The organism is Gracilibacillus sp. JCM 18966 (assembly GCF_055392695.1).
This window is the reverse complement of the sequence record NZ_AP043883.1, coordinates 2,468,055-2,490,069: the sequence shown is the minus strand read 5'-3', so window position 1 is coordinate 2,490,069 and position 22,015 is coordinate 2,468,055. Positions and strand designations below refer to the sequence as shown.

The following is a 22,015-nucleotide window of genomic DNA, read 5'->3' as shown; positions in this document are numbered from 1 at the left end:
CTACTAATATTTTATCTGAATCGCACCTATTACTCAAATATAAGAAGACTACCAGCTATACATATTCCAATAAGTCTTGTAATTCTTCCACATATTCCTGCGAGCCTGTAACAATAATTCGGTCTCCATACAGAAGCTCGGTATCTCCATGAGGGACAATCGAATCCTTCCCGCGGAAAATACGTACGATGATAGCATCACCTGTAAATGGAAATTCCCGTAAGAACACACCTTCATATTGGGTATTATTCATATTAATTTCATATAAAGCATGCTCTTGTCCTGTCAAAATATCTACTACACTTGGTGATTCTATTAATGCTTTCAGCAATGTTTTCGTGGACATTAACACGGAGAAGACATCTACACCTATTTCCTTCAAACGTTTTTCCACATCTGGTCTTTCGATTCTAGCGATAACTCGCTCCACACCAGCTTCTTTTGCAAATCTTGCAATTTGCTCATTTCTCTCTTCTTCTCCTGTCGAAACAACCACAATATCATGGTCAAACACCCCGGCAGAGGCTAATGTATTCAATTCATAATTATCTACATGATGAATATCAAAGATAGAGCGTGTACCGTTATTATTTTCTTCAAGTTTATCCTGTTTCGTATGGTAAAGATATGTTTCAAAATCTTTTGGTTCTAATTCTCGTAAGACTGGAATCGTAGCTTGGTTAACCCCAACGAATGAAACCGTCTGTTGATATTCTACTTCTTCTTTATTTTCATAATACTTCTTAAAGAAGGATGGGGTAATGATACAAGATAGGACAGCAACCATAATTAAGGCACTATGCATCTCACTAGTAATAACTTCTAGCCTTTCACCAATAGTTGCAGCAGCAATCACTAATGACAACGTAGAAGTTAATAGCATACTTGCTGCAAATACCGTTTTCGTATCATACCACTTTTTCAATATGGCGATTGGCAATACCTTTGAAATTAACAAGGCAATAAAGAGTAATGGTATTAATGCCAACACCTTAGGTTCATCAAACAATGCTCGTAAATCTAAGTCGACCCCTACCATAACAAAAAATATCGGAATAAGAAATCCGTACCCAAAGCTGTCTAGCTTTTGAACGAGATCTTGATTTGGTGCTAATAAGGAAACCAGTGCTCCAGCAATAAACGCACCTAATATATTCTCTGCTCCTACAGACTCTGACAAGGCAACTAGAAATATAATTAAAGTAAAGACTGCCCTTGTACCTATTTGGATCGTTCCTTTTGACATGGCTTCAATGAATGACTGGTTTCTAAAATATTTACCAACAAAATAAAGCACAAGTCCGACACCAAACAAGATTAATAACAACCACATATTTCCTGCTTCTTCTCCAAAGAAGGAAACAAACACTGCCAGTAAAATCATTGTTGCTAAATCGGCAATCACTGCTATCAGCAGGATAGTTTGTCCAACAGTTGTTTGCATTGCTTGTGTTTCTTTTAATGTTGGTACAACTACACCTAATGAGATTGTGGAAATGATCAATGTCATTAAATAAATATTGTCGATAAAACCAAACAATACAAACAAATAGGACAAACCAAATGACAGTACTAATATCCCTACAAAAATTAAACTAGCAATTAAAACAGGGTTCGGGATGGTGTTCTCTGTTTTCTTTCTATTTTTACTCGAGAAAAGGGTAAAATCTATTTCTAATCCACTTAAGAACATCAGGAAGATAAATCCTAATGTGGACAATGTCTCTAGCCAACTACTTTCTGCAACTAAGTCCAATCCGGTGTTACCAATAATAATCCCAACGATGATCTCTGCAACGACGACAGGTATCATCTTTAGTCGAAATCGATGTAATAGGATTGGTGTTAAAAAAGCTGCAATGATCACAATCAAAAGAGAAGTGATTGATCCTCCATGCTCCATTCATTCATCCCCCTATCAATAAATCCATAAATACTGTTGCCAAACCAAAGTAAATCAACATCGATATAATGTCGTTTAATGTCGTAATAAAAGGACCTGATGCAACTGCAGGGTCTATATTAAAACGGTCCATCACGATTGGAACGAAGGCACCTGCAATGGTTGCAACAAAGAGGGTAGCCATAATCGAAATCCCGACAAGGATACCTAAATAAAGATCTCCATACCAGAAGCCGACAATACCAGTGATTAGGATACCACAGACTGTTCCTGTTATAATCCCTGTTTTTGCCTCTTGCCAAATGACAGTTGCTTTCCCAATTTTATTCATATCACCTGTTGAAATGCTGCGTACTGCTACCGCTAGTGCTTGTGTCCCAGTGTTACCGGCCATACCAGCAATAACAGGAATAAACACAGCTAATAAGGCTACTTTATCTAGTGCTTCTTCAAAACGACCAATAATACTAGCAGTAAACATACCGAGGAAAAGTAATACAATCAGCCAAGGTAATCTTTTCTTAGCAGATTGTATTGCTGTATCTCCAAAACGTTCTACCTCAGAGATACCGGCTAGCTTGGAATAATCATCACTAGCCTCTTCTTCCATGACATCCATAATATCGTCAACTGTAATGATCCCTAATAAATGATTTTGAAAGTCGACAACTGGCAAGGCAAGAAAGTCATAATCTCTCATCATTTGAGCGATTTCTTCTTGATCCTCTCCAACAGGAACAGAGACTACGCGCTCACTCATTACCTCTTGAATAAGCCAGTCCCCTTCTGCAATAATTAAATCTCTTAAAGATATAACACCTACTAGCTTTTTATCAGAATCTACCACATAGATGTAATAAATCGTCTCAGCATCTGGTGCTTCCTTTCGCAGATGTCTCATTGCTTCCTTTACGGTCATCTGGTGGTGAATAACAACAAATTCTGTTGTCATGATACTAGCAGCCGTTTTTTCTTCATAGTGGAGCAATTCTTTTATTTCTTCTGACTCTTCCTTATCCATAATAGTAAGGAAGCTTGCCACTTTATTTTTGTCTAATTCATTTAGAATATCGACGGCATCATCTGTAGACATTTCTTCTAATATCTTGGCAGCAAACGCTGGTACCATCTCAATAATAAACTCGTTAACTAAATCACGATCCACATGCTCGATAACATCAGCCATTTCGTTTGGAGATAGATACGTGTAAATGAGAAAACGAATATCTTCCTCTTGCTCCTCAAATATTCTCGCTTGATCATATGGATGTAATTCTAAAAATTCAGCCCTAAATTGATCAATTTGTTCATTTAGTAGGGCCTTTTGTATTTTCTCCCAAACTCGCTGTCTCTCTTGTTGTTCTAAATGCTCCATCACACTACCTCCTAACGCTGCAAAAATCCTCTATGACGTCTCGATCTTTTGCCTGAAGCAAAAATAATCATTTTCTGTTTTTAAAAGAATAACATATCCTTCAACCAATTGCGCCAATTTTACACTATTTTTTCAAAAACTTATCTAAATTTGTCTTATACGTTTGCTAGTCTCTATCAGAGGAGGATTGCGGACAACTAACACGATGATAAAAGAAAAATCGGGCATATTTTTCATTTTTGTTTCTCAAATTACACATTTTCCACTATACTAGGAAGAGACAATAATTTACGAAAGAGGTATGGTTCTGGTTTATGGATCAACAAAATTATAATTCAAAAATTGATTATACACTTATCTTCATTATTATATTATTAGCGATCATTAGCATTTTCACGTTATATACATTAAATCCCTTCCTTGATCAGTCGTATTATATTCAACAAATTGTTTGGTATATTGCTGGTTCTATGGCAATTGCCGTAATTATGATATTCGATTATGACCGTTTCAGACAAATATCATGGATTCTATATGGATTAGGTGTCATCGCCTTATTAATGTTATTTTTTCATTTCCCACCAGGTATTGCGAAATCCGTAAATGGAGCATGGGGTTGGTTTCAAATTCCTGGCTTTGGTTCACTCCAACCAGCCGAATTTATGAAGGTGTTCTTAATTATTTTTCTTGCCCATATCATGGTGACACATAATGAAAAATATCCAGAGCATACCGTGAAAATGGATTTGTGGTTACTAGTTAAAATAGGCATTGCAGCAGTTATCCCTATTTTTTTCTTAGTAAAACAGCCTGACTTAGGTGGTGTACTCGTCCTAATCGCCATTACTGCATGTATGATTCTCGTTTCAGGTATCAAATGGAGAATCATTCTATCCATCCTTGGAGGTATTATCATTGCAGGCTGTATAGTGGTTATTTTATATATTAGTTTTCCCGAACAGACTGAAACATTTTTGGAAAGTACTGGACTAGATCACGTCGAAGGACGGTTTAATGCATGGCTCAACACTGATGAAAATACTCAAGGGGATGCTTATCAGCTTATTCGTGCCATGCTAGCAATTGGTTCTGGTCAGTTGACAGGGAAAGGAATTGGCGGCTTTGAAGTATCTCAAGATATTCCAGAATTTCATACAGATATGATTTTCACTTCCATCGCTGAGCAATTTGGATTTTTTGGTTCTAGTATTGTTATTACCATTTATTTCTTATTGATTTATCGTCTTATTCATATTGCAATTAAATCTAAGGATCCCTTTGGAAGCTATATGATCACAGGAATTATTGGAATGTTTGCCTTTCAGATTTTTCAAAATATCGGGATGTCCGTAAAACTACTTCCAATCACTGGATTGCCACTACCTTTTATTAGCTACGGTGGGAGCTCTACATTAACCTATATGATAGCAATTGGAATTGTTTTGAACATTTATTACCGTATAAAAACCTACATGTTTGATGAATCCTAACAATACTTATAACAAGTGAAAGGGAATGATTTCATGAAGGTAGATATTATAGGAGATATTCATGGTTGCTATCAAGAGCTTTTGTCTTTATTAAACCGTTTAGGTTACCATATTGATGAACATCAAAACTTATCTCACCCCGAGAATCGGAGAGTAGCCTTTGTCGGTGATTTAACCGATAGAGGACCTGATTCTATTCATGTTATTCGTTTTGTTTATGAAATCGTGAGGAACCAGAAGGTAAGCTATTATGTACCAGGAAATCATTGTAATAAATTGTATCGATATTTCCTTGGCAATAATGTGAAACAACAGCATGGTTTAGAAACAACGGTTGCTGAATTACAGCAATTATCGAAGCAGGAGCAAAAAGAAATCCAAAAAAAAATGATCGAATTATATGAAAATGCTCCACTTTATTTAGATCTCCCTGAGATCGATGCAATCGTCGCACATGCAGGAATTCGAGAAGATTTAATTGGCAGAAAAGATAAAAAGGTCAGGACCTTTGTGCTTTATGGTGATATTACGGGTGAGACTTTACCTGATGGAAGACCTGTCAGACGAGATTGGGCTCAGCATTATCATGGGGATAAATGGATTGTTTATGGACATACCCCCGTCCTAGAAGCGCGATTTGTTAATAAGACCGTCAATATTGATACAGGCTGTGTGTTTGGAAATAAATTAACCGCCTTTCGCTTACCAGAGGAAAAAATTATTTCTGTGCCATCAAAGCAACCCTTCGTTGAAGAAAAATTTCATTCATACTAGTCGGTTGCTTTTTATTCTCTTGTTTAGCAACGAATTTGTTTTTCTACTACTTATTCTTAGCTCCAATTCTATGATCATGAGAATTCATTTTGGTACTTATACCTATTTTAAATACCAAATTGGCAGCAATCTTTCTTTTTTTGGCATTTAATCCTCTCGTAAGTACTATTTTGACTTTGTTCGTTTTTATTTTAGTATTTACTAGGTAATAAAAAAAAGAGGTTAGGATCTCGACTCCTAGCCTCTTTCTTACTATGTTAGTAATGGCGCCATATCCTTAGGTAGATCTAATGTAAAGTTCATTATCTCCTTTGTCATAGGATGGTGGAACGTCAATTTATTGCAGTGTAATGCTTGACGAGCCATTTTATCCATAGCTCCACCATATAAGGAATCCCCTATTAATGGGTGCCCAATGGAAGTAAAATGTACTCTTATTTGATGTGTTCTGCCTGTTTCGAGTTGAACCTGTACGAAGGAATAGCCATGGCATTCCTTTACCACCTTGTAATGAGTTATAGCCTCTTGTCCTTGTTCACTCACCATTCTTTTTAAAATAGAGCTTGGATCTCTTGTAATGGCTGCGTTGATCGTACCTTCCTTCTCCTTCAGATGCCCTGCTACTATCGCAACATACCTACGATTCACTCTTCCTGTTAACTGGTCCTGAAAAAGGGTAGCATGGCTATAACGATGTTTGGCAATTAATATTAATCCAGACGTATCTCGATCTAGTCTTGTAACGACATGTACTGTATAAGGCAATTTTTGTTCATCATAATGATATAATATAGCATTAGCAAGCGTTTGATCCGGGTGATGCCTTGATGGGATTGTTGCCATAAAGGGAGGTTTATTTACCACTAGTACATCGTCATCCTCAAAAATAATTGGAAAGGAGATTGGTTGGGGCTTCATGAATTCACTGCGAGTTTCAGGGGGGAAAATAACCTCCACTACATCATTTCTCTGAAGCATGTAACGGACGGTTACTTCCTTACCATTGATTAACAACTTTCCACCCTTATGCTTCACTGCTGCAAGCGTCCTTCTTGAAAATCCCCTTACACTATACAAATATTCCCTAAGCAATATTTGCTCCTCTTTCTTGTTAATGATCCATTTCAACTTAATTTCGTTTCCTTTCTGTCATCTCGCCTGAGAAGTTTTCTTTCATCTTTCATCTGAAATAAAGGAATCATGCACCCTTTTCCAGAATGGTAATGCACGGAATCGAGCAAAGCGGATGTTTTTCTCCGAAACTTTGCACTCTATTGTATCTATATTAGAATACGTATCGGTATAATGATCAATCGTAATGAGAAAGTTTTTTTCATGATGTAATGGTTTTAATTCACACACATGATGCTTTGGCAGTATTAATGGTGATCCAACGGTCCGAAACACACGATTATTAATGGAAGCCATCTCCGTGATTTGAAGTGCCTTTAATGATGGATGAATAATTGCCCCTCCAAGTGCTTTGTTATAGGCTGTGCTACCCGAAGGTGTAGATATACACAAACCGTCCCCTCTAAATCGTTCAAAGTGAGCTCCTTTAATAAATACATCAAGAACCACTGTGCCATCTGCTGACTTAACGGACGCTTCATTTAACGCTAAAAACTGCTTTGCCTTCTTTTCACCAGCTGGATAAATAACTATATCTAATAAAGGATATTCGACGATTTCATAAGGCTTCTTCGCAATCTCAATAATTAATTTCTCCACCTCATCAGGTAACCAGTCTGCGTAGAATCCTAAATGTCCTGTATGTATACCAATAAAAGCAGTATGCTCTAAACGATCCTGATAGGTATGAAAAGCCTCTAAAAAAGTACCATCACCCCCAACAGAAATAACTAGCTCTGGCTCCTTCTCATCATACTCAAGGGAAAATCCTTCTAAATACTGCTTCATTCTTCCTTTTATTATATCCGATTTATGGTCACCTTTTGAAAGGATGTAAAACCGCATGACTGATACCCTCCATCATGTATGATTATGTTTTTTCGTATGATATATTCTTTGCGCTTCTTGGATTTCGTCTTTTATCTTGGCCATTTCCTCATCTAACCTGAATGCCGCTTCTGCCGCTCGCTTTAATCGTGTTTGTATCTTCTCAGGGATTTGCCCCTCATATTTATAATTTAAAGAATGCTCATTGGTTGCCCAAAAATTCATGGCTAAGGTTCGAATCTGAATTTCTGCAATAATTTGACGCAAACCATGAATCGTCTCAACTGGATATTGGATGATTAGATGATAGGATCTGTATCCACTCTCTTTTTTATGATTAATATAATCTCTTTCTTCTATAATTTCAAAATCTTCCCTTGATCGAAGTCGGTTGACGATGTCATGAATATCATCAACAAATTGGCAGACAATTCGTAGCCCAGCAATATCCTGTAGGTCTGTTTCTATCTTTTCAAAAGGTATATGTTTTCTTTTCATTTTCTCCTTGATACTGGAAATCGGCTTAACTCTACCTGTTACAAATTCGATTGGTGAGTGATGAGACTCATATTCAAATTGTGCACGCATTCCGCGAAGTTTAACCTTTAATTCATCGACCACCTGTGCATAAGGTGCCAAAAATGTTCTCCAGTCCATGCCCTGCACCACCTTAGTCTACTTTCTCTTATAAGTATATTTTACCACATCTTCCTTTCAATTTGATAATAGATTAATTTTTTGCAATTTTACGCTATAACAGCGAAAATATTTAAGGGAAAGTATTATAGACCATATAGGGGGCTTCTTATGTCACAAGAAATCGAGATTGAATTTAAAAATTTACTTACTAGCCAGGAGTATCGAAAGCTTGATCCACTTTTTCATTCCGTTACACCTATTGTTCAAATCAACCACTATTTTGAAACACCTGATTTCGCGCTTAAAAGACATGGTGCAGCCCTTAGAATTCGTGTAAAACAAAATCAATATCAACTAACCTTAAAGCAGCCCAATCCATCTGGTTCTGGTTTATTGGAGACCCATCAATGGTTGTCTGAAAAGGAAGCAGGCTTATGGCTATCCGGTAAAATGACACATGTAAATGAAATAACTCCATTGTTAGAAAAACTATCTGTTCATTGGAAAGAGCTACGATATGGTGGCAAGCTACAAACAACGCGAAAAGAAACAAACTATCAAGAAACAATCCTTGTTCTAGATCACAGTGTATATAATGGAAAAGAGGATTTTGAATTGGAGTTAGAAGCAACGGATGAGCAATACGGCAATCAAGTCTTTACAGAGCTGCTCGATGCATTTCAGATCGAAAAAAGAGAAACTCCTAGCAAAATTGAGCGATTTTATCATACACTAGAATAAACAATGTACAAGACATACACATAAGGATAGGACAACAGTTTCTATAGGTTAAAACTGTTCAATAACAGATAAATGCTTACCTTTAAAGGTTTAGATTACCAAATCACTTTATTTGCTTGTTCTTACTGTTCACTGTTACAATATAGTGAAAGAATTTCTTTAAATGATCATGAAAGGTATGGAATAGCATGAAAGAGGCAAGCTCCATTTTTGAAGCAATTGGTGGTCAAGCAAAAATTAATGAATTGGTAGATGCGTTTTATGCTCGAGTTCAAAAGCATCCTGATTTAATTCCGATTTTTCCCAATAATTTTACAGAGATAGCTCGAAAGCAAAAACAATTTCTAACTCAATTCTTTGGTGGACCACCGTTATATATACAAGAACATGGGCATCCGATGATGAAAAGACGACACGCTCCTTTTCCCATTACACCTACAAGAAGAGATGCCTGGCTAACATGCATGGAGGGTGCATTGGAAGAGGCGCAAATAGAAGAACCGTTTCGAAGTGCGATGTTTGATCGGCTTATCTTAACAGCCAATCACATGATGAACACACCTGAACCTGAAAAAGAGAAAGGAGAATCATTGTGAATTGGAATTCTGCCGGTTCATGGCAACCACAAGATCGTAACCAAATAGCACAATATCACTTTATTGATGTGTTAAAAAAACCGGTTGAGATTTATGTATTTGTTGATCCTCTATGTCCTGAATGCTGGTCATTAGAACCTTATTTAAAAAAGTTGACCGTTGAGTATGGAAGGTTTTTCACCATTAGACCTGTATTAAGCGGGCAACTAACCGATTTGCATAGGGATAAATTTGAACGCCCCAAAAAACTAAAGGATATTTGGGAAAAGACGGCAAAGCGAACGGGAATGAGCTGCGATGGTGACCTATGGATAGAGAACCCGATTTATTATCCATGGCTAACCTCTATTGCGATTAAGGCAGCAGAGCTTCAAGGTAAAAAGGCGGGAAAGAAATTTCTTAGAAAGATTCAGGAATTGGCTTTCCTAGATAAACAGGATATTTCAAGCGAAACTGTCTTACTCCATTGCGCGGAAGCTGTTCATCTTGACATCGAAGAGTTCCGAAATGATCTTTATTCCAAATCTGCCAAAAAAGCATTACAGTGTGATCTGAAAATCACGAAAGAAATGGAAGTAGAATATATTCCAACGATGGTTTTCTTCAATGAATCAGAAAATGAAGAAGGCTTGAAGATCTCTGGTATTTATCCATATGATATCTATGTAAAAGTCTTAAAACAAATGCTACAAAAAGAACCTTTACCAGCAAAAAAACCGAAATTATTAGATTTCTTATCCCATTATGAATTTGTTGGTACAAAGGAAGTAGCTGTTGTCTATGACTGGACAATGGATAAAGCCGAAAAAGAAATGAAAAAGCTCCAGCTTCGACAAGATGTAGAAAAGGTTCCTGTAAAATTCGGATCCTTTTGGAAATATAATAAATAATGTCTAACTAACACAATGGTTGTTCTACTATTGTGTTAGTTTTTTAATCGGATGGTAATGAAGAAAGAGGACTAGTTTTAGTCCTCTTTCTTCAGGTTCTAGTTTTCTATATAAAGATAAGGGATGGGAGAAAGTTTCAAGTCAAACAAAGGGGTTTTGTTTGTAAAACGTCTCATATAGAATATATCAAGGACAAGTACAAATGGCAATAGTTATGTGCAACATTTCACAAAAGTGTCACACTTCTAAAATGGTCCTATTCTTCATACATTATTTTTGGGTAGAATTATTTATAGAGGAGGCTTGACAATGCTAATGAGGTTAATATTTATTCTACTTGCCGTATTTGCTGCCTTACTTAACCTTTTAGGGTTACTGCGATTTATTCCAATGTACATAACCATCCCTATACTATTTGTATCCATTTACCTGGCTGTATACTTTTACCATGATCGAAAGCAATTTAAAGGGTTTCACTCCTAATTAACGACTACAATTTAAAATAACGATTATCTCACTATATAGTGGCTGTGACATGACTGAAAAAAAGTAACACACAATAATAAGCACCGATTATCCTTATTTAGATAATCGGTGCTTATTTTTGATAGAAAGAATCGTTTAGTCTATTAAATGAAGAGGGCATTTTCTGCTTCCATCCTTCCTTGGACGGAATGTGAGTGAACATGCCACCTTTAGGTTTTTCTTGGAAGCCGTTGACCTGTGAATCACTTCCCAATTCAAGGACTCCAAATCTTCCTGCCGGCTGAATCGAAGTGACTGTAGCTAATTTTTTATGAGTGTTATGAAAATCGCGAAGCTTTAACAAGTCAATATCTGCCAAGCCATCACCGTAAGTTAGCATAAACGGTCCATTTCCAATATAAGGTTGTATCCTCTTCAACCTTCCTCCAGTCATTACATTATCACCAGTATCAACTAAAGTAACTTTCCATTGTTCAGCCATCGATTGAAGGTAAAACTTGTGGGATTGTTTAGTAAAATCAAATATTAAATTGGAGTTTTGTACATTAAAATACTCTTTTATCACATGTCCCTTGTATCCAAGACAAATAATAAACGTTAAATCCATATGAGGAATAAATTTTTATAATATGCCATAAAACAGGTTTTCCTCCTATTTCGACCATAGGCTTTGGTTTTAAGTGAGTTTCTTCGCTAAGACGAGTACCGTAACCTCCCGCTAGAATAACAACTTTCACAAATATCTATCCTCCTTTTTGCCTAATAACCACTTCAATAATCTCATTAATAACTGTAACCTTACATAAAAGATAAGAGTGTCTCCGAAACAGATCGAGAAAAATTCGTTACATAAGAACAGAAAAATGAGGCTGGGACAAAACCCCAGTAGATAAAAAATAAACGTGATGCCGTCACTCAGCGTAGTGATGGTATCACGTTTTTATATTTCTTCGAAATTTATGTAAACAAAAAGGACACCTTTTGATAGAATTAAAGTGACCAAACCATAATTCAGAAAGGGTGTCCTTATGTTTAAACATTATACCATGAACCAAGTTGTTTTGCCTTTAGATTTAGAAGTTAAACTACGAAAAAATGATATTGCTTTTGCCATTAATGAATTAGTGGAAAGCATTCCGGAGGAAGCGTTCAAGAGTTTTCTACGAAAAACTGGTTGTCCTGCTTACCATCCTCGCATGATGCTGAAGATTATCTTATGCGGCTATACGCAGTCAGCTTTCTCAGGAAGAAAGATTGAAGCGATGTTAGTAGATAGTGTTCGAATGATGTGGTTAGCTCAAGGTCATGAACCAAGTTATCGTACCATTAATCGATTCCGTTCCAATCCTTTGGTTGAAGAATTACTAAGGGAATGCTTTGTTCAATTTCGTTCTCATTTAGTGAAAGAAGATTTAATTGAGGAAGAAGCTATTTTTATTGATGGCACAAAGATTGAAGCGAATGCAAATAAGTTTACGTTTGTGTGGCGGAAGTCTGTGGAGAAATACAGTTCTAGCCTGATTAAAAAGTCGAATCAAATGTATGATGAACTACTAGAGAAGCAAATCATCCCAGAAATAAAACGAGAAAATCTTGAGGAATTATCGACAGAAGAAATGGAAGAAGTAGTGGAAAAACTTGATGAAAAGATAAAAGAATATGATACAAGAATTGAAGAGAATAAAATTGTAAGTGAACGAAAACAATTACGTAGTGAACGGAAGCTACCAAAGCAATCTCGCAAGCACTTTATGGATTTTATACAGCGTAAACATAAATATCAAAAAGCTATGAAAATCTTTGGAGATCGCAACAGTTATTCCAAAACAGACCCAGATGCCACGTTTATGAGAATGAAAGATGATTATATGAAGAACGGTCAATTAAAAGCAGGCTATAATATACAGATCGCGACCGAAGGTCAGTATACTTTAGCCTATGATGTTTTTGCGAATCCTACGGATACGCGAACCTTCATTCCATTTCTCAATCATATAGAAAACAATTTCTTTGAATTACCTAAATACATTGTGGCCGACGCCGGATATGGTAGCGAGCAAAATTATGAAGATGTCCTCGAACAAAGAAAAAGAATACCTCTCATTACATATAATCAATACCGAAAGGAGAAAAAAAAGAAGCATAAAAATAACGCTTTTCATGTAGATAATTGGGCGTACAACAAGGAAGACGATACATATACATGTCCAAATGGCAAAAGAGTGTCGTTTAGCTATGTGTCTAATCGAACAGATAAATATGGTTATTCCCGACAGTACAAAGTGTATGAGTGTGAAGATTGTACTGATTGTCCTTTACGTTCACTTTGTACGAAAGCAAAAGAAGGAAATAATCGGAAAGTTCATTACAATGAAAAGTGGGAAACTCAAAAAGAATATGTGAGAGCGAAGCTTTCAGATGAGAAAACTGGTGAAATATACGGTAAACGTAAAATCGATGTGGAACCAGTTTTTGGATTCTTGAAGGCTAATTTGGGTTTCACTCGAATGTCTTTAAGAGGCAAAGACAAAGTTAAAAATGAATTAGGATTTGCGTTTATGGCGGTAAACTTGAGAAAGTATACCGCCAAGGATGGAAAACTTTTGTTGAAAATAGAAAATAAACAAACAAAAAGTGTCTCTGAACAAAATAAATTGTTCAGAGACACTTTTTATACTTTTTTGGCTAGTTATGTCCCAGCCCCATTTTAGTAGGAGTAAGAAATCAAAAAAACTGGTTCTATGTGTATTTTACTTTCTCCTGTAATGGTTCATAGGGACACACCGCCGAAGGTTATTGTGTGGTTTCTTTGATTTTAATCTAATGGGTTTTGTCCCAGCCGTTTTTCCTTTACTTATCGATTTCCTCTAACAGATTTTCCATCTCTGTTAATTTCTCTTCAAAAACTTTTAAGGCATTTGTTACGGGTGTTTTTTCTGTCATGTCCACACCTGCTCGTTTGAGGACTTCAATTGGATAATCACTACTTCCAGCTTTTAAATAATCTAAATATCGCTCAACCGCAGGCTCTTTTTCCTCTAAGATTTGATTTGCTAATGACTGTGCTGCTGCATAGCCTGTTGCATATTGATAGACATAATAATTGTAATAGAAATGAGGGATTCTTGCCCATTCCAGTCCAATTTCTTCATCCACTATCAAATCATCGCCAAAGTATTTTTTATTTAGATTATAGTAAAGCTCCGTCAGTTTATCTGCGGTTAATGCTTCACCATTTTGGGAAAGAACATGTATCTCGTGTTCAAACTCTGCAAACATTGTTTGTCGGAATACTGTTCCTCTAAATCCCTCTAAGAAATGATTTAATAAGTATAACTTTTCCTTAGGATCAGAGGTATTTTCCACTAAATAATCGTTTAACAATGCCTCATTACACGTTGAAGCAACCTCTGCAACGAAAATAGAATAGTTTCCATAACGGTATGGTTGACTTTCATGTGTGTAATAGCTATGCATGGAGTGTCCTAATTCATGAGCAAGAGTAAATAAGTTGTTTAAATTGTCCTGCCAATTCATTAAGATGTACGGGTTCGTACTATAGGATCCAGAAGAATAAGCACCACTTCTTTTCCCCTTGTTCTCCTCTACATCAATCCACCTTTCCTCAAAGGCTCTTTTCATTACATTTAAATAGTCTTTACCTAATGGCGATAATGCCTTTAATACCGTTTCCTGTGCCTTATCATAAGTAAAGGTCATATCAACATCCTTAACAAGCGGGGTGTATAAATCATACATATGGAGTTCATCTAGTCCGAGGACTTTTTTACGAAGTGCCACATAGCGCTGTAGTAATGGCAAACCTTCATGAATTGCTGCAATAAGGTTATCATAAACAGATTCTGGAATGTTATTACGATTTAGTGCAGCTTCACGAGCAGATTGGTAATTTCTAACCTTTGCATAAAAATTATCCTTTTTCACCACACCTTGCAGAGTAGAGGCAAAGGTGTTGCGGAAGCTACCGAATGTATCGTACATCGCTTTAAAAGCATCATGACGTACACGTTGATCCTTGGATTCGAGGAAGTTAATATAACGACCATGTGTCAAATCCACTTCATTGCCATTTTCGTCCTTGACTTCTGGAAATGTCATGTCAGCATTGTTCAACATACCAAAGGTTTGAGAAGCACTATCTGTAACTTCTGATGCTTCCGCTAGCAGTGCTTCTTCTTTCTCAGACAAAACATGTGGTCTCTGACGATTAATCTCATCTAGTGTGTGCTGATATAATTGAAGCGGTTCATATTGTGCTAAATATTCTTTTAATGTTGATTCTTCTAGCTTTAATATTTCTGGGGTGATAAAGCTCATGACACTAGATGCTTGTGTGATAAGATTTTCTGCTTTTCCGTTCATCGCTTGGTAGAAAGAATTGGCTGTATCTTGATCATAGCGCATATGAGCATATGTATACAATGTGCTTAGACGATCAGAAACCTCATCTTGCAACTGAAATAATTGATATAACTTCTCTGGGGACTCATGTAGCTTACCCTGAAAGGTTTCAAACTTTGGTAGTAGCTCCTTTACATCCTTCCACTCTTTTTCCCATTCCTCGTCTGAGGCATAAATATCTTCTAATTTCCAAGTTAATTCTACAGGAATTTCTTCACGAGTTGGTAAAGATTTTTGTGCTTTTGCCATTTTGCTTCCTCCTTTATTTCTATCTGTTTCTTTTATTATAACTTATAATACCATTATTCATACAGTATGATGTTTTTACATATGCTTACTAGGAATTGTTACAGTATAGTTATCTTCTGTTTTAGCCTTTAAAATACCTATACGCTCCAACAACTGTAAATATTCGGCGATAGGATTGTTTGGTGAAGAAATCAACGGAAATTGAGAAGGATTTATTTGATGACTTTGAAGGAGGTAGATTGCTTCTTGAAGGGAAAAGCATGATCTTTTCTTCATTAAATCAATAAATATTCGTGTTTGCCAAATCCATGGAGCAGAGTTCATTAAAAATTGCGAACGAACAGGGAGATAAATAAAGGATGGAAGGTCTTGTACTGTAAACTGATGTAAGTAAAGCCACTGTCGCCAAGCCGTTTCTTTAGACTGATATATCGGTACTGGTCTAATCCTCCACTTCTTTCTTTGATTTAGCCAGTGAGACTTAAGAATCGACATATCCAACTGCATTTGTTGAAATAGTAGCCGAAAACCAAGCTCTTCTAATGGAATTGTTTTTAATTTACCGATTGCTTTTGTTCTCGTCAAAAAATAAAAATCTTGAAAAAGAATGAATTGTCTTTCCGTACTACAGTAAAAATATATCGTCAAAGGAAATTTGGAATGAAATTGATGGATGTAGGATTGGTCGTTTGATGTTAGTTTGATAGTTTGGGAGGAAAGGCGATGGAAGCGATTCGCACCGAGGATCCATATTGGATGATAACCATTTTTCCGATAAGCATTTGTACGTTTCATCATTTCGTTCGTTGAGATTTTCGCACATTGATATTCAATCGGTATTTGCCTATTCTCAATCTGGACTAACAAATCTGGTCTTTGTTTTATTTCTGGCAAGTATTGTTCCAAACTTACCTCAATCCCTTGGTTCCTAAACCTTTGATATAAATCTATTTTACCTTTTTCATGATAAGCGCCTTCTCCGCCTTGGGAGCATGTCGTATTCGACCGATGTGCAAAATGAGGGATCACCTTTTCTCCTGCTTTAATGATTAATTTCTCCTCACATTCTGGGCAGATAAAAGTAGTGGCTTCTTTATACTGATTAATTTCTTCTGTTGTACACGTATAAAGGGAGATATGCTCTCCTTTTTCATTTTGGGCTTGTAACATACAAAAAAACACCTCCAGTCTACATAGTTCGACGTAGTGGTGTCTTTACCCTGCTTAATTAGATAATTTTCCTGGAATAGAATTTTTAATAAAAAAGGCTAAAACGAAACCTACAAGTGCGAATACACCAGCAACAATGAACGAGACATTTACTCCATGAACCATTCCTTGTAATCCTCGATCTGGATTGGCTTGATTCATCATCACGGATACAAGTAATGCCGTACCTATTGCTCCAGACATTTGACGCATTGTATTGTTCATGGCTGTCCCATGAGGCATTAGTTCAGCTGGAAGCTGATTTAAGCCTGCAGTTGTAACTGGCATCATGACCATAGCAATTCCAAACATCCTTATTGCATTCACAACCGTTAAATAGAAAAACGTTGTTTCAGTTGTTAAAACGGCAAACATGAAGGTTGTAATCACAATAAGTCCTAGACCAGTAATGGCAAGCCATTTGCCACCGAACTTATCAAATAGTCGTCCGGTAACAGGATTCATTAACCCCATAAGTACTGCTCCTGGCAATAAAGCTAGTCCTGATTCAAAGGCTGTAAACCCAAGATATTGCTGCATCATAATTGGTAGGATGATCGCTCCACCAATCATAGCAAAGAAGGAAATCATTCCAATAGCAGTAGTTAATGTAAACATTTTATATTTAAATATTCGAAATTCAAGAATTGGCTTCTCAATTCTTAATTGTCTCATGATGAAGAAAAATAACGTAATCGCTCCAATAATTAATGGTATATACACAAATGGACTTCCCCATCCATGATGCTCATCCCCTGCATAGCTAAATCCGAACAATAATCCACCGAATCCAACAGTAGAAAGGGAAATAGAAATTGGATCAACTTTCGGAAAGGTTTGTTTTGTAACATTAACGAGTATTTTGTACGCTACGATAATATCCAAAATCGCAATCGGTAGTACAATATAAAATAAACTTCTCCAAGGGAAATGCTCTACTAACCATCCTGATAATGTGGGACCAATCGCCGGCGCAAACGCGATGACGAGACCAAATAACCCCATTGCAGAGCCTCTTTTCTCAATCGGAAAAACAAGAAACATAATCGTTTGCATTAATGGCATCATAATTCCTGCTCCAGCCGCTTGCAGAATTCTACCTATTAATAAGACCGTGAAGTCTGGCGAAATGGCACAAACAGCAGTACCTAATGCAAAGCTACCCATCGCTGTTAAAAATAGTGCTCGTGTTGTAAATCGTTCAATTAAGAATGCCGTAATTGGGATCATAATACCATTTACAAGCATAAAAATAGATTGTAACCATTGGGCGGTAGCAGTCTCAATATTTAAATCATCCATGATATGCGGTAGAGCAGTACCTAACAATGTTTGATTTAAAATAGCTACAAAAGCACCCGAAATGAGCACAATCATCAGTGGAGTACGGTTGATTGTTGAAGTGTCACTCATAAAATTGTATTCCTCTCTTTTTTGCAATATCCTTCATCTTAACATAATATATTTCGAAAATCGAAATATATGCACTTAGCCTATTCTGATGATTGTAGTTTACCCAATTACCTTTCTAGTAAACATAACCAATGAAGGAATACTATACAGACGGTAAAAAAAAAGAAAGCTAGGTATTCCATAACTGAAATACCTAGCCTATAAACTAAAGTGCTCTTTTACTTGAGCTAACGCATCTTCTTCAAAAATTTCCTTACCATACTCCTGAACAACAAACATAGTTAGAGGCGATTCTTGGCCAAATTCAAGAATTTGACTAATTAAGTCCTCTTGTTCATCATCAGACAAATAATCCTCATCAAAACGGGTGATCAGCATATATTTGTCATCATAATAATATAGCTCTTCTCCCATTCCCTCTACAGGTTCAAAGACATGACTTAATTGAATAATATCTTCTAAATCCTTAAAGCTTACTACAACTACAAAATCCTGACCATACTGCTGCTCAATCTCGTCCGCCTTATTCATTGGACCAAACTTTTCCTCCAGCAAAGATTCTATTTTGTCATCAACTGGCATATCAATCGTTTTGCCAGACTCTGTTGGTAATTGTAGATTTTGACCATCCTTTGATATCTGTGCTTTTGTTACAACAATTTCTAAACCTTTCTCTAATGCTTGCACTTGTATCCATAATGGTCCATCTATTTGAAAATCTTCTTCATTATAATTGACTTCGTCCATCACTTGCCAGAAAAGCTGTTCACTTTTCTCACGATTATACCAAATATCTTCGCGATCAAAACCACGATCTTCTATATCCATATATGAGATATAAAATTTAATGGTATTCTCATTAATTCTCTCGATCTCCATACATTAACTCTCCCTTCATGAATAAATGGTTGGGTTGGAAGGGAATCACCTTTTCTTTCTAAACCCTCTTCTTTCTTATACCCTATTGTTATAAGCCATACCTGATGGAAAAGATGCTATTACTATTGTATGACAATAAACACTTATTTGGAAACATAACAACTTATTTTTTTCATTTTTACCCTTTATAAGTATAAGGTATTATTTTAGATTGTAGCTTATTCTTTGTCATTTGTCATTAGATATATACATCATTTTTCGTCTATTTTTCTGTAATAACGAATTTACTGTAACGAGATATCCTTCTTTGTGAAAAAAAGCAGATCTCATGTAAGATCTGCTTTTCCTTTAATTAACCATTCGTTGGGCTTCACGTAACTGAAATGTTCTTACAGTACGTGGTAAGAAACGTCTTATTTCATCTTCATTATATCCAACTTGTAATCTTTTTTCATCCAAGATAATCGGTCTTCTAAGTAAGCCAGGATTATCCTGAATCAATTGAAATAAATCTTTTAAAGGTAATTGGTCAAGATTCACATTCAATTTCTGAAAAACTTTGGAACGTGTAGAGATAATCTCATCAGTTCCATCCTCTGTCATTCGTAGAATCTCTTTAATTTCATCAAGCGTCAATGGTTCAGAGAAAATATTTCGTTCATGAAATGCGATATCGTGCTCCTCTAACCATGCTTTCGCTTTCCGACATGATGTACAACTTGGCGAGGTATAAAGTGTTACCATGTAACTTCACTCCTCAAATGGATAAATTTATAATATTGATGCCTCTTACATCATTTATTACATTAAAATCAATCTAATTAACTTGGATATGTTTTCATTATACTACATATTGTGTTTGAAAGATAGAGTATTATGTGTTTTTCTTCACTTTTTACATATTTCTATCTTCAGTAGATTATACCCTATTAAGGACAGACTAAACATCCTAGTCGACTATTTCTTTTCATTTTCTTTGTTTTGCTCCAATGAATGGAATATGTCATCCCCATCAATATCTTGTTCATAGGTGAGCACCTCGTCAACAGGCTGATAGGACTTCCCATAGATTTCTTCATCTTTATATGTATGTATATCCTCATACATTTTTCTCATTTGGTTATAGATTTGTTCCTCATTTTCACCACTAGGTGACCAATACAAAATTTCTAATGTATTGCTTTCATCTGTTGCCAAGGATTTGCGTGTATAACCAATCGATTGTGCATGCTTAAACCCTTCACGACGATAAAAACGTAATCTCTTTGTCGAATCTGTGTCCTTATAATCAAAAGGTTCGACCTCTAAAATAATTGGCTTATTCTTCTGCTTAAGCTTTTGCATAAGCTGATGTCCAATCCCTTGTCCTCTCGACTCTTTAGATACATAGACATAATCTATAAACAGAAAGGTTGGAAACTCCGCATACATTAGCACGTGATGTGGACCTTCATCCTTATAATAGACGTCCCCTTTTTCTTTTAAAAGAATTTCCATATGTTCCTTTGACTTCATTTCTTCTATCGGAAAATATTGCTTCAATTTATCATACCAATTCATTAAATCTTGAATCCCCTTTTTGACAATCTGTTTTCACTATATTTACTATACCCTTAATTTTATTGCATTAATCCTAAAAAGCTAAGAAAAAACATTAGTGGAAAAACCCCACAAAATTGTGAGGTTAATCTAATGGCGTATAATCAACATTTTCTGTGTAGCTATTTCCTGCATTCCAAATAAGAAATTCCTCGATACCATTCTCATTTAATGCCTTTATTTGTGCTTCTACTTCTTCTTTACCATATTGGAAGGTAGGTCCACTGTAAAGCCAAGGAGCTTCAAAATCTTGAATCCAAGGTCTAGAAACAGGAGGCGACTCCAATGCTCCAAGCACTTTATTTTCTAATTTGGCATATTCATTAACGAGTTTATAAGGTTCTTTATCCGGAAAATCAATTCCGAAATAAGGAGTCCAATGGCTAGGATATATCATGGATGAAATAACATCAACATTACTAGATATTCTAGAAAAATTTTGCCCAATTCCAGGGGCTTCCTCAATCGTCGCTGCATAACCAAATATGTCCACAGACACATCCACATCATAATTCGACAATTCCTTCTTAGCATATGCAACAAAATCAGTTACCGCCTCAACACGTTTTTTTACCTCATTTAATTCCATATCCTTATAATCACCTTGATTATATTCGAGTTCTTTATCTCTCGTCTCAAAACCTTCAGGGAATCGCACATAATCAAATTGAATTTCTTGAAACCCCATTTTCGCAGCCATCTTGGCAATTTCTAGATTGTATTCCCAGACTTCCTTCTGGAAAGGACTAACAAATGCTTCACCTTTACTATTTTTCCACACTTTACCGTTTTGCGTGAAGGAAAGTTCCGGTCGTTTTTCAGCTAAAACGGAATCTTTAAAAACCACGATTCTTGCAATTGGATAAATTTGTTTTTGCTCTAATGTTTTTAATAGCTTCTTCATATCACTTATGTAATTCAAGGAAATATCCTTATAAGGAGAGTCGTTCTCTGGTGTAAAGGTTAAATTGCCATGATCCTCCTTCACATCAATTACCATAGAGTTTAAATCTGTTGAATCTACTAGATCCACTAACTGGCTAAATCGACTTCCACCTGCAGACGGTCCTGTCACATAAATCCCTCTTACCGCATCAGGATACTTAAACTCCAATCCGGATTGATAGGTGAATAAAGGAAAAGTTTCTGGAATGTTATATAAAGCACTAAATAGTTTTTTACTTGTATGGGGGTATGCAAGTAATGGATCTGACGATGCCGCTTTCGTCTCTTGATATGATGGAAGAACAATAAAGCCAATAATAATGAGAAGAAGTAGTTTTTCCATGATGCTCTTGCTTTTCTTCATTTTTATCAATCTCCTACCTGTTTTTACTTTTATACTCTCATTATATAGAAAAAATAGAGTTTTTTGTTAAAATATCGGTAAT

General features: G+C 36.0%; 19 protein-coding genes and 1 pseudogene. 7 read left to right on the top strand and 13 right to left on the bottom strand.

The features are described 5' to 3' along the window. Positions 1–55 precede the first annotated feature (55 nt). Both ACZ5N5_RS11880 and mgtE read right to left on the bottom strand, forming a co-directional pair. Positions 56–1,903 carry a monovalent cation:proton antiporter family protein gene (locus ACZ5N5_RS11880; protein ID WP_109985031.1) on the bottom strand — a complete coding sequence of 616 codons (1,848 nt, stop codon included), beginning with the start codon at positions 1,901–1,903 and terminating at the stop codon, positions 56–58. A 4-nt stretch (positions 1,904–1,907) separates the two neighbouring features. Next, complete coding sequence (gene mgtE / locus ACZ5N5_RS11875) at positions 1,908–3,278, bottom strand: magnesium transporter (RefSeq protein WP_464372542.1); 1,371 nt, start codon at positions 3,276–3,278, stop codon at positions 1,908–1,910. Positions 3,279–3,592: 314 nt separating this feature from the next. On the opposite strand from mgtE, the gene ACZ5N5_RS11870 reads away from it, so the two are divergent. After that, positions 3,593–4,768 (top strand): FtsW/RodA/SpoVE family cell cycle protein, encoded by a 1,176-nt coding sequence (locus ACZ5N5_RS11870; RefSeq protein WP_109985033.1) that lies wholly within the window; start codon positions 3,593–3,595, stop codon positions 4,766–4,768. A 33-nt stretch (positions 4,769–4,801) separates the two neighbouring features. Then, the gene (gene prpE, locus ACZ5N5_RS11865; protein WP_464372541.1) at positions 4,802–5,542 is read left to right on the top strand and encodes a bis(5'-nucleosyl)-tetraphosphatase PrpE; all 741 of its coding nucleotides are present in this window, start codon (positions 4,802–4,804) and stop codon (positions 5,540–5,542) included. A 252-nt stretch (positions 5,543–5,794) separates the two neighbouring features. Here prpE and ACZ5N5_RS11860 read toward each other — a convergent pair whose 3' ends face one another. The 3 genes from ACZ5N5_RS11860 to yjbM are packed head-to-tail and all read right to left on the bottom strand — an operon-like array spanning position 5,795 to position 8,158. Next, on the bottom strand, positions 5,795–6,670 hold the full coding sequence (locus ACZ5N5_RS11860) for an RluA family pseudouridine synthase (protein WP_109985035.1): 876 nt from the start codon (positions 6,668–6,670) through the stop codon (positions 5,795–5,797). 45 nt (positions 6,671–6,715) lie between these two features. Then, positions 6,716–7,519: an NAD kinase gene (locus tag ACZ5N5_RS11855; RefSeq protein ID WP_109985036.1), complete on the bottom strand. Its 804-nt coding sequence runs from the start codon at positions 7,517–7,519 to the stop codon at positions 6,716–6,718. 15 nt (positions 7,520–7,534) lie between these two features. Then, positions 7,535–8,158, bottom strand: coding sequence for a GTP diphosphokinase (gene yjbM / locus ACZ5N5_RS11850; protein ID WP_277678589.1), 624 nt, complete (start codon positions 8,156–8,158; stop codon positions 7,535–7,537). A 150-nt stretch (positions 8,159–8,308) separates the two neighbouring features. On the opposite strand from yjbM, the gene ACZ5N5_RS11845 reads away from it, so the two are divergent. The 4 genes from ACZ5N5_RS11845 (at position 8,309) to ACZ5N5_RS11830 (ending at position 10,850) form a co-directional block, all read left to right on the top strand. Then, positions 8,309–8,881, top strand: a complete 573-nt coding sequence (locus tag ACZ5N5_RS11845; protein ID WP_277678590.1) for a CYTH domain-containing protein — start codon at positions 8,309–8,311, stop codon at positions 8,879–8,881. 188 nt (positions 8,882–9,069) lie between these two features. Next, positions 9,070–9,477 (top strand): globin domain-containing protein, encoded by a 408-nt coding sequence (locus ACZ5N5_RS11840; protein WP_054788643.1) that lies wholly within the window; start codon positions 9,070–9,072, stop codon positions 9,475–9,477. Beyond that, complete coding sequence (locus ACZ5N5_RS11835) at positions 9,474–10,367, top strand: ClpXP adapter SpxH family protein (RefSeq protein ID WP_109985038.1); 894 nt, start codon at positions 9,474–9,476, stop codon at positions 10,365–10,367. The genes ACZ5N5_RS11840 and ACZ5N5_RS11835 overlap by 4 nt, the downstream gene beginning before the upstream one ends. Before the next feature lie 309 nt (positions 10,368–10,676). Next, on the top strand, positions 10,677–10,850 hold the full coding sequence (locus tag ACZ5N5_RS11830) for a hypothetical protein (protein ID WP_181397599.1): 174 nt from the start codon (positions 10,677–10,679) through the stop codon (positions 10,848–10,850). 208 nt (positions 10,851–11,058) lie between these two features. Here the strand turns inward: ACZ5N5_RS11830 and ACZ5N5_RS11825 are convergent. Next, positions 11,059–11,590, bottom strand: a pseudogene (locus tag ACZ5N5_RS11825) (sugar phosphate nucleotidyltransferase); the annotation flags it as partial. Between the two features lie 291 nt (positions 11,591–11,881). Here ACZ5N5_RS11825 and ACZ5N5_RS11820 point away from each other — a divergent pair. Beyond that, positions 11,882–13,564, top strand: a complete 1,683-nt coding sequence (locus ACZ5N5_RS11820; RefSeq protein ID WP_464372540.1) for an IS1182 family transposase — start codon at positions 11,882–11,884, stop codon at positions 13,562–13,564. A gap of 139 nt (positions 13,565–13,703) precedes the next feature. On the opposite strand, the gene pepF is transcribed toward ACZ5N5_RS11820, so the two are convergent. From pepF to ACZ5N5_RS11785, 7 genes are all read right to left on the bottom strand, one after another. Continuing rightward, positions 13,704–15,524, bottom strand: a complete 1,821-nt coding sequence (pepF, locus tag ACZ5N5_RS11815; RefSeq protein ID WP_464372539.1) for an oligoendopeptidase F — start codon at positions 15,522–15,524, stop codon at positions 13,704–13,706. Positions 15,525–15,599: 75 nt separating this feature from the next. After that, positions 15,600–16,694, bottom strand: a complete 1,095-nt coding sequence (locus tag ACZ5N5_RS11810; RefSeq protein WP_464372538.1) for a competence protein CoiA — start codon at positions 16,692–16,694, stop codon at positions 15,600–15,602. A gap of 54 nt (positions 16,695–16,748) precedes the next feature. Next, entirely contained in the window at positions 16,749–18,146 is a 1,398-nt protein-coding gene (locus ACZ5N5_RS11805) for an MDR family MFS transporter (RefSeq protein ID WP_464372537.1), read from the bottom strand. Between the two features lie 198 nt (positions 18,147–18,344). Continuing rightward, entirely contained in the window at positions 18,345–19,025 is a 681-nt protein-coding gene (gene mecA, locus ACZ5N5_RS11800; RefSeq protein ID WP_054788980.1) for an adaptor protein MecA, read from the bottom strand. Between the two features lie 348 nt (positions 19,026–19,373). Continuing rightward, a complete protein-coding gene (gene spxA / locus ACZ5N5_RS11795; protein WP_054788981.1) occupies positions 19,374–19,769 on the bottom strand; it encodes a transcriptional regulator SpxA in 396 nt (131 codons plus the stop codon). A gap of 213 nt (positions 19,770–19,982) precedes the next feature. Further along, a complete protein-coding gene (locus ACZ5N5_RS11790) occupies positions 19,983–20,585 on the bottom strand; it encodes a GNAT family N-acetyltransferase (protein ID WP_054788982.1) in 603 nt (200 codons plus the stop codon). Between the two features lie 124 nt (positions 20,586–20,709). After that, entirely contained in the window at positions 20,710–21,933 is a 1,224-nt protein-coding gene (locus ACZ5N5_RS11785; RefSeq protein ID WP_277679632.1) for a putative glycoside hydrolase, read from the bottom strand. Between the last annotated feature and the right edge of the window lie 82 nt (positions 21,934–22,015).

Bases quoted from the DNA above. Each gene is read 5' to 3' on its own strand.
- ACZ5N5_RS11880 (WP_109985031.1), bottom strand. From the start codon at position 1,903: ATGGAGCATGGAGGATCAATCACTTCTCTTTTGATTGTGATCATTGCA.
- mgtE (WP_464372542.1), bottom strand. From the start codon at position 3,278: ATGGAGCATTTAGAACAACAAGAGAGACAGCGAGTTTGGGAGAAAATA.
- ACZ5N5_RS11870 (WP_109985033.1), top strand. From the start codon at position 3,593: ATGGATCAACAAAATTATAATTCAAAAATTGATTATACACTTATCTTC.
- prpE (WP_464372541.1), top strand. From the start codon at position 4,802: ATGAAGGTAGATATTATAGGAGATATTCATGGTTGCTATCAAGAGCTT.
- ACZ5N5_RS11855 (WP_109985036.1), bottom strand. From the start codon at position 7,519: ATGCGGTTTTACATCCTTTCAAAAGGTGACCATAAATCGGATATAATA.
- yjbM (WP_277678589.1), bottom strand. From the start codon at position 8,158: ATGGACTGGAGAACATTTTTGGCACCTTATGCACAGGTGGTCGATGAA.
- ACZ5N5_RS11845 (WP_277678590.1), top strand. From the start codon at position 8,309: ATGTCACAAGAAATCGAGATTGAATTTAAAAATTTACTTACTAGCCAG.
- ACZ5N5_RS11840 (WP_054788643.1), top strand. From the start codon at position 9,070: ATGAAAGAGGCAAGCTCCATTTTTGAAGCAATTGGTGGTCAAGCAAAA.
- ACZ5N5_RS11830 (WP_181397599.1), top strand. From the start codon at position 10,677: ATGCTAATGAGGTTAATATTTATTCTACTTGCCGTATTTGCTGCCTTA.
- ACZ5N5_RS11820 (WP_464372540.1), top strand. From the start codon at position 11,882: ATGTTTAAACATTATACCATGAACCAAGTTGTTTTGCCTTTAGATTTA.
- pepF (WP_464372539.1), bottom strand. From the start codon at position 15,524: ATGGCAAAAGCACAAAAATCTTTACCAACTCGTGAAGAAATTCCTGTA.
- ACZ5N5_RS11810 (WP_464372538.1), bottom strand. From the start codon at position 16,694: ATGTTACAAGCCCAAAATGAAAAAGGAGAGCATATCTCCCTTTATACG.
- ACZ5N5_RS11805 (WP_464372537.1), bottom strand. From the start codon at position 18,146: ATGAGTGACACTTCAACAATCAACCGTACTCCACTGATGATTGTGCTC.
- mecA (WP_054788980.1), bottom strand. From the start codon at position 19,025: ATGGAGATCGAGAGAATTAATGAGAATACCATTAAATTTTATATCTCA.
- spxA (WP_054788981.1), bottom strand. From the start codon at position 19,769: ATGGTAACACTTTATACCTCGCCAAGTTGTACATCATGTCGGAAAGCG.
- ACZ5N5_RS11790 (WP_054788982.1), bottom strand. From the start codon at position 20,585: ATGAATTGGTATGATAAATTGAAGCAATATTTTCCGATAGAAGAAATG.
- ACZ5N5_RS11785 (WP_277679632.1), bottom strand. From the start codon at position 21,933: ATGAAGAAAAGCAAGAGCATCATGGAAAAACTACTTCTTCTCATTATT.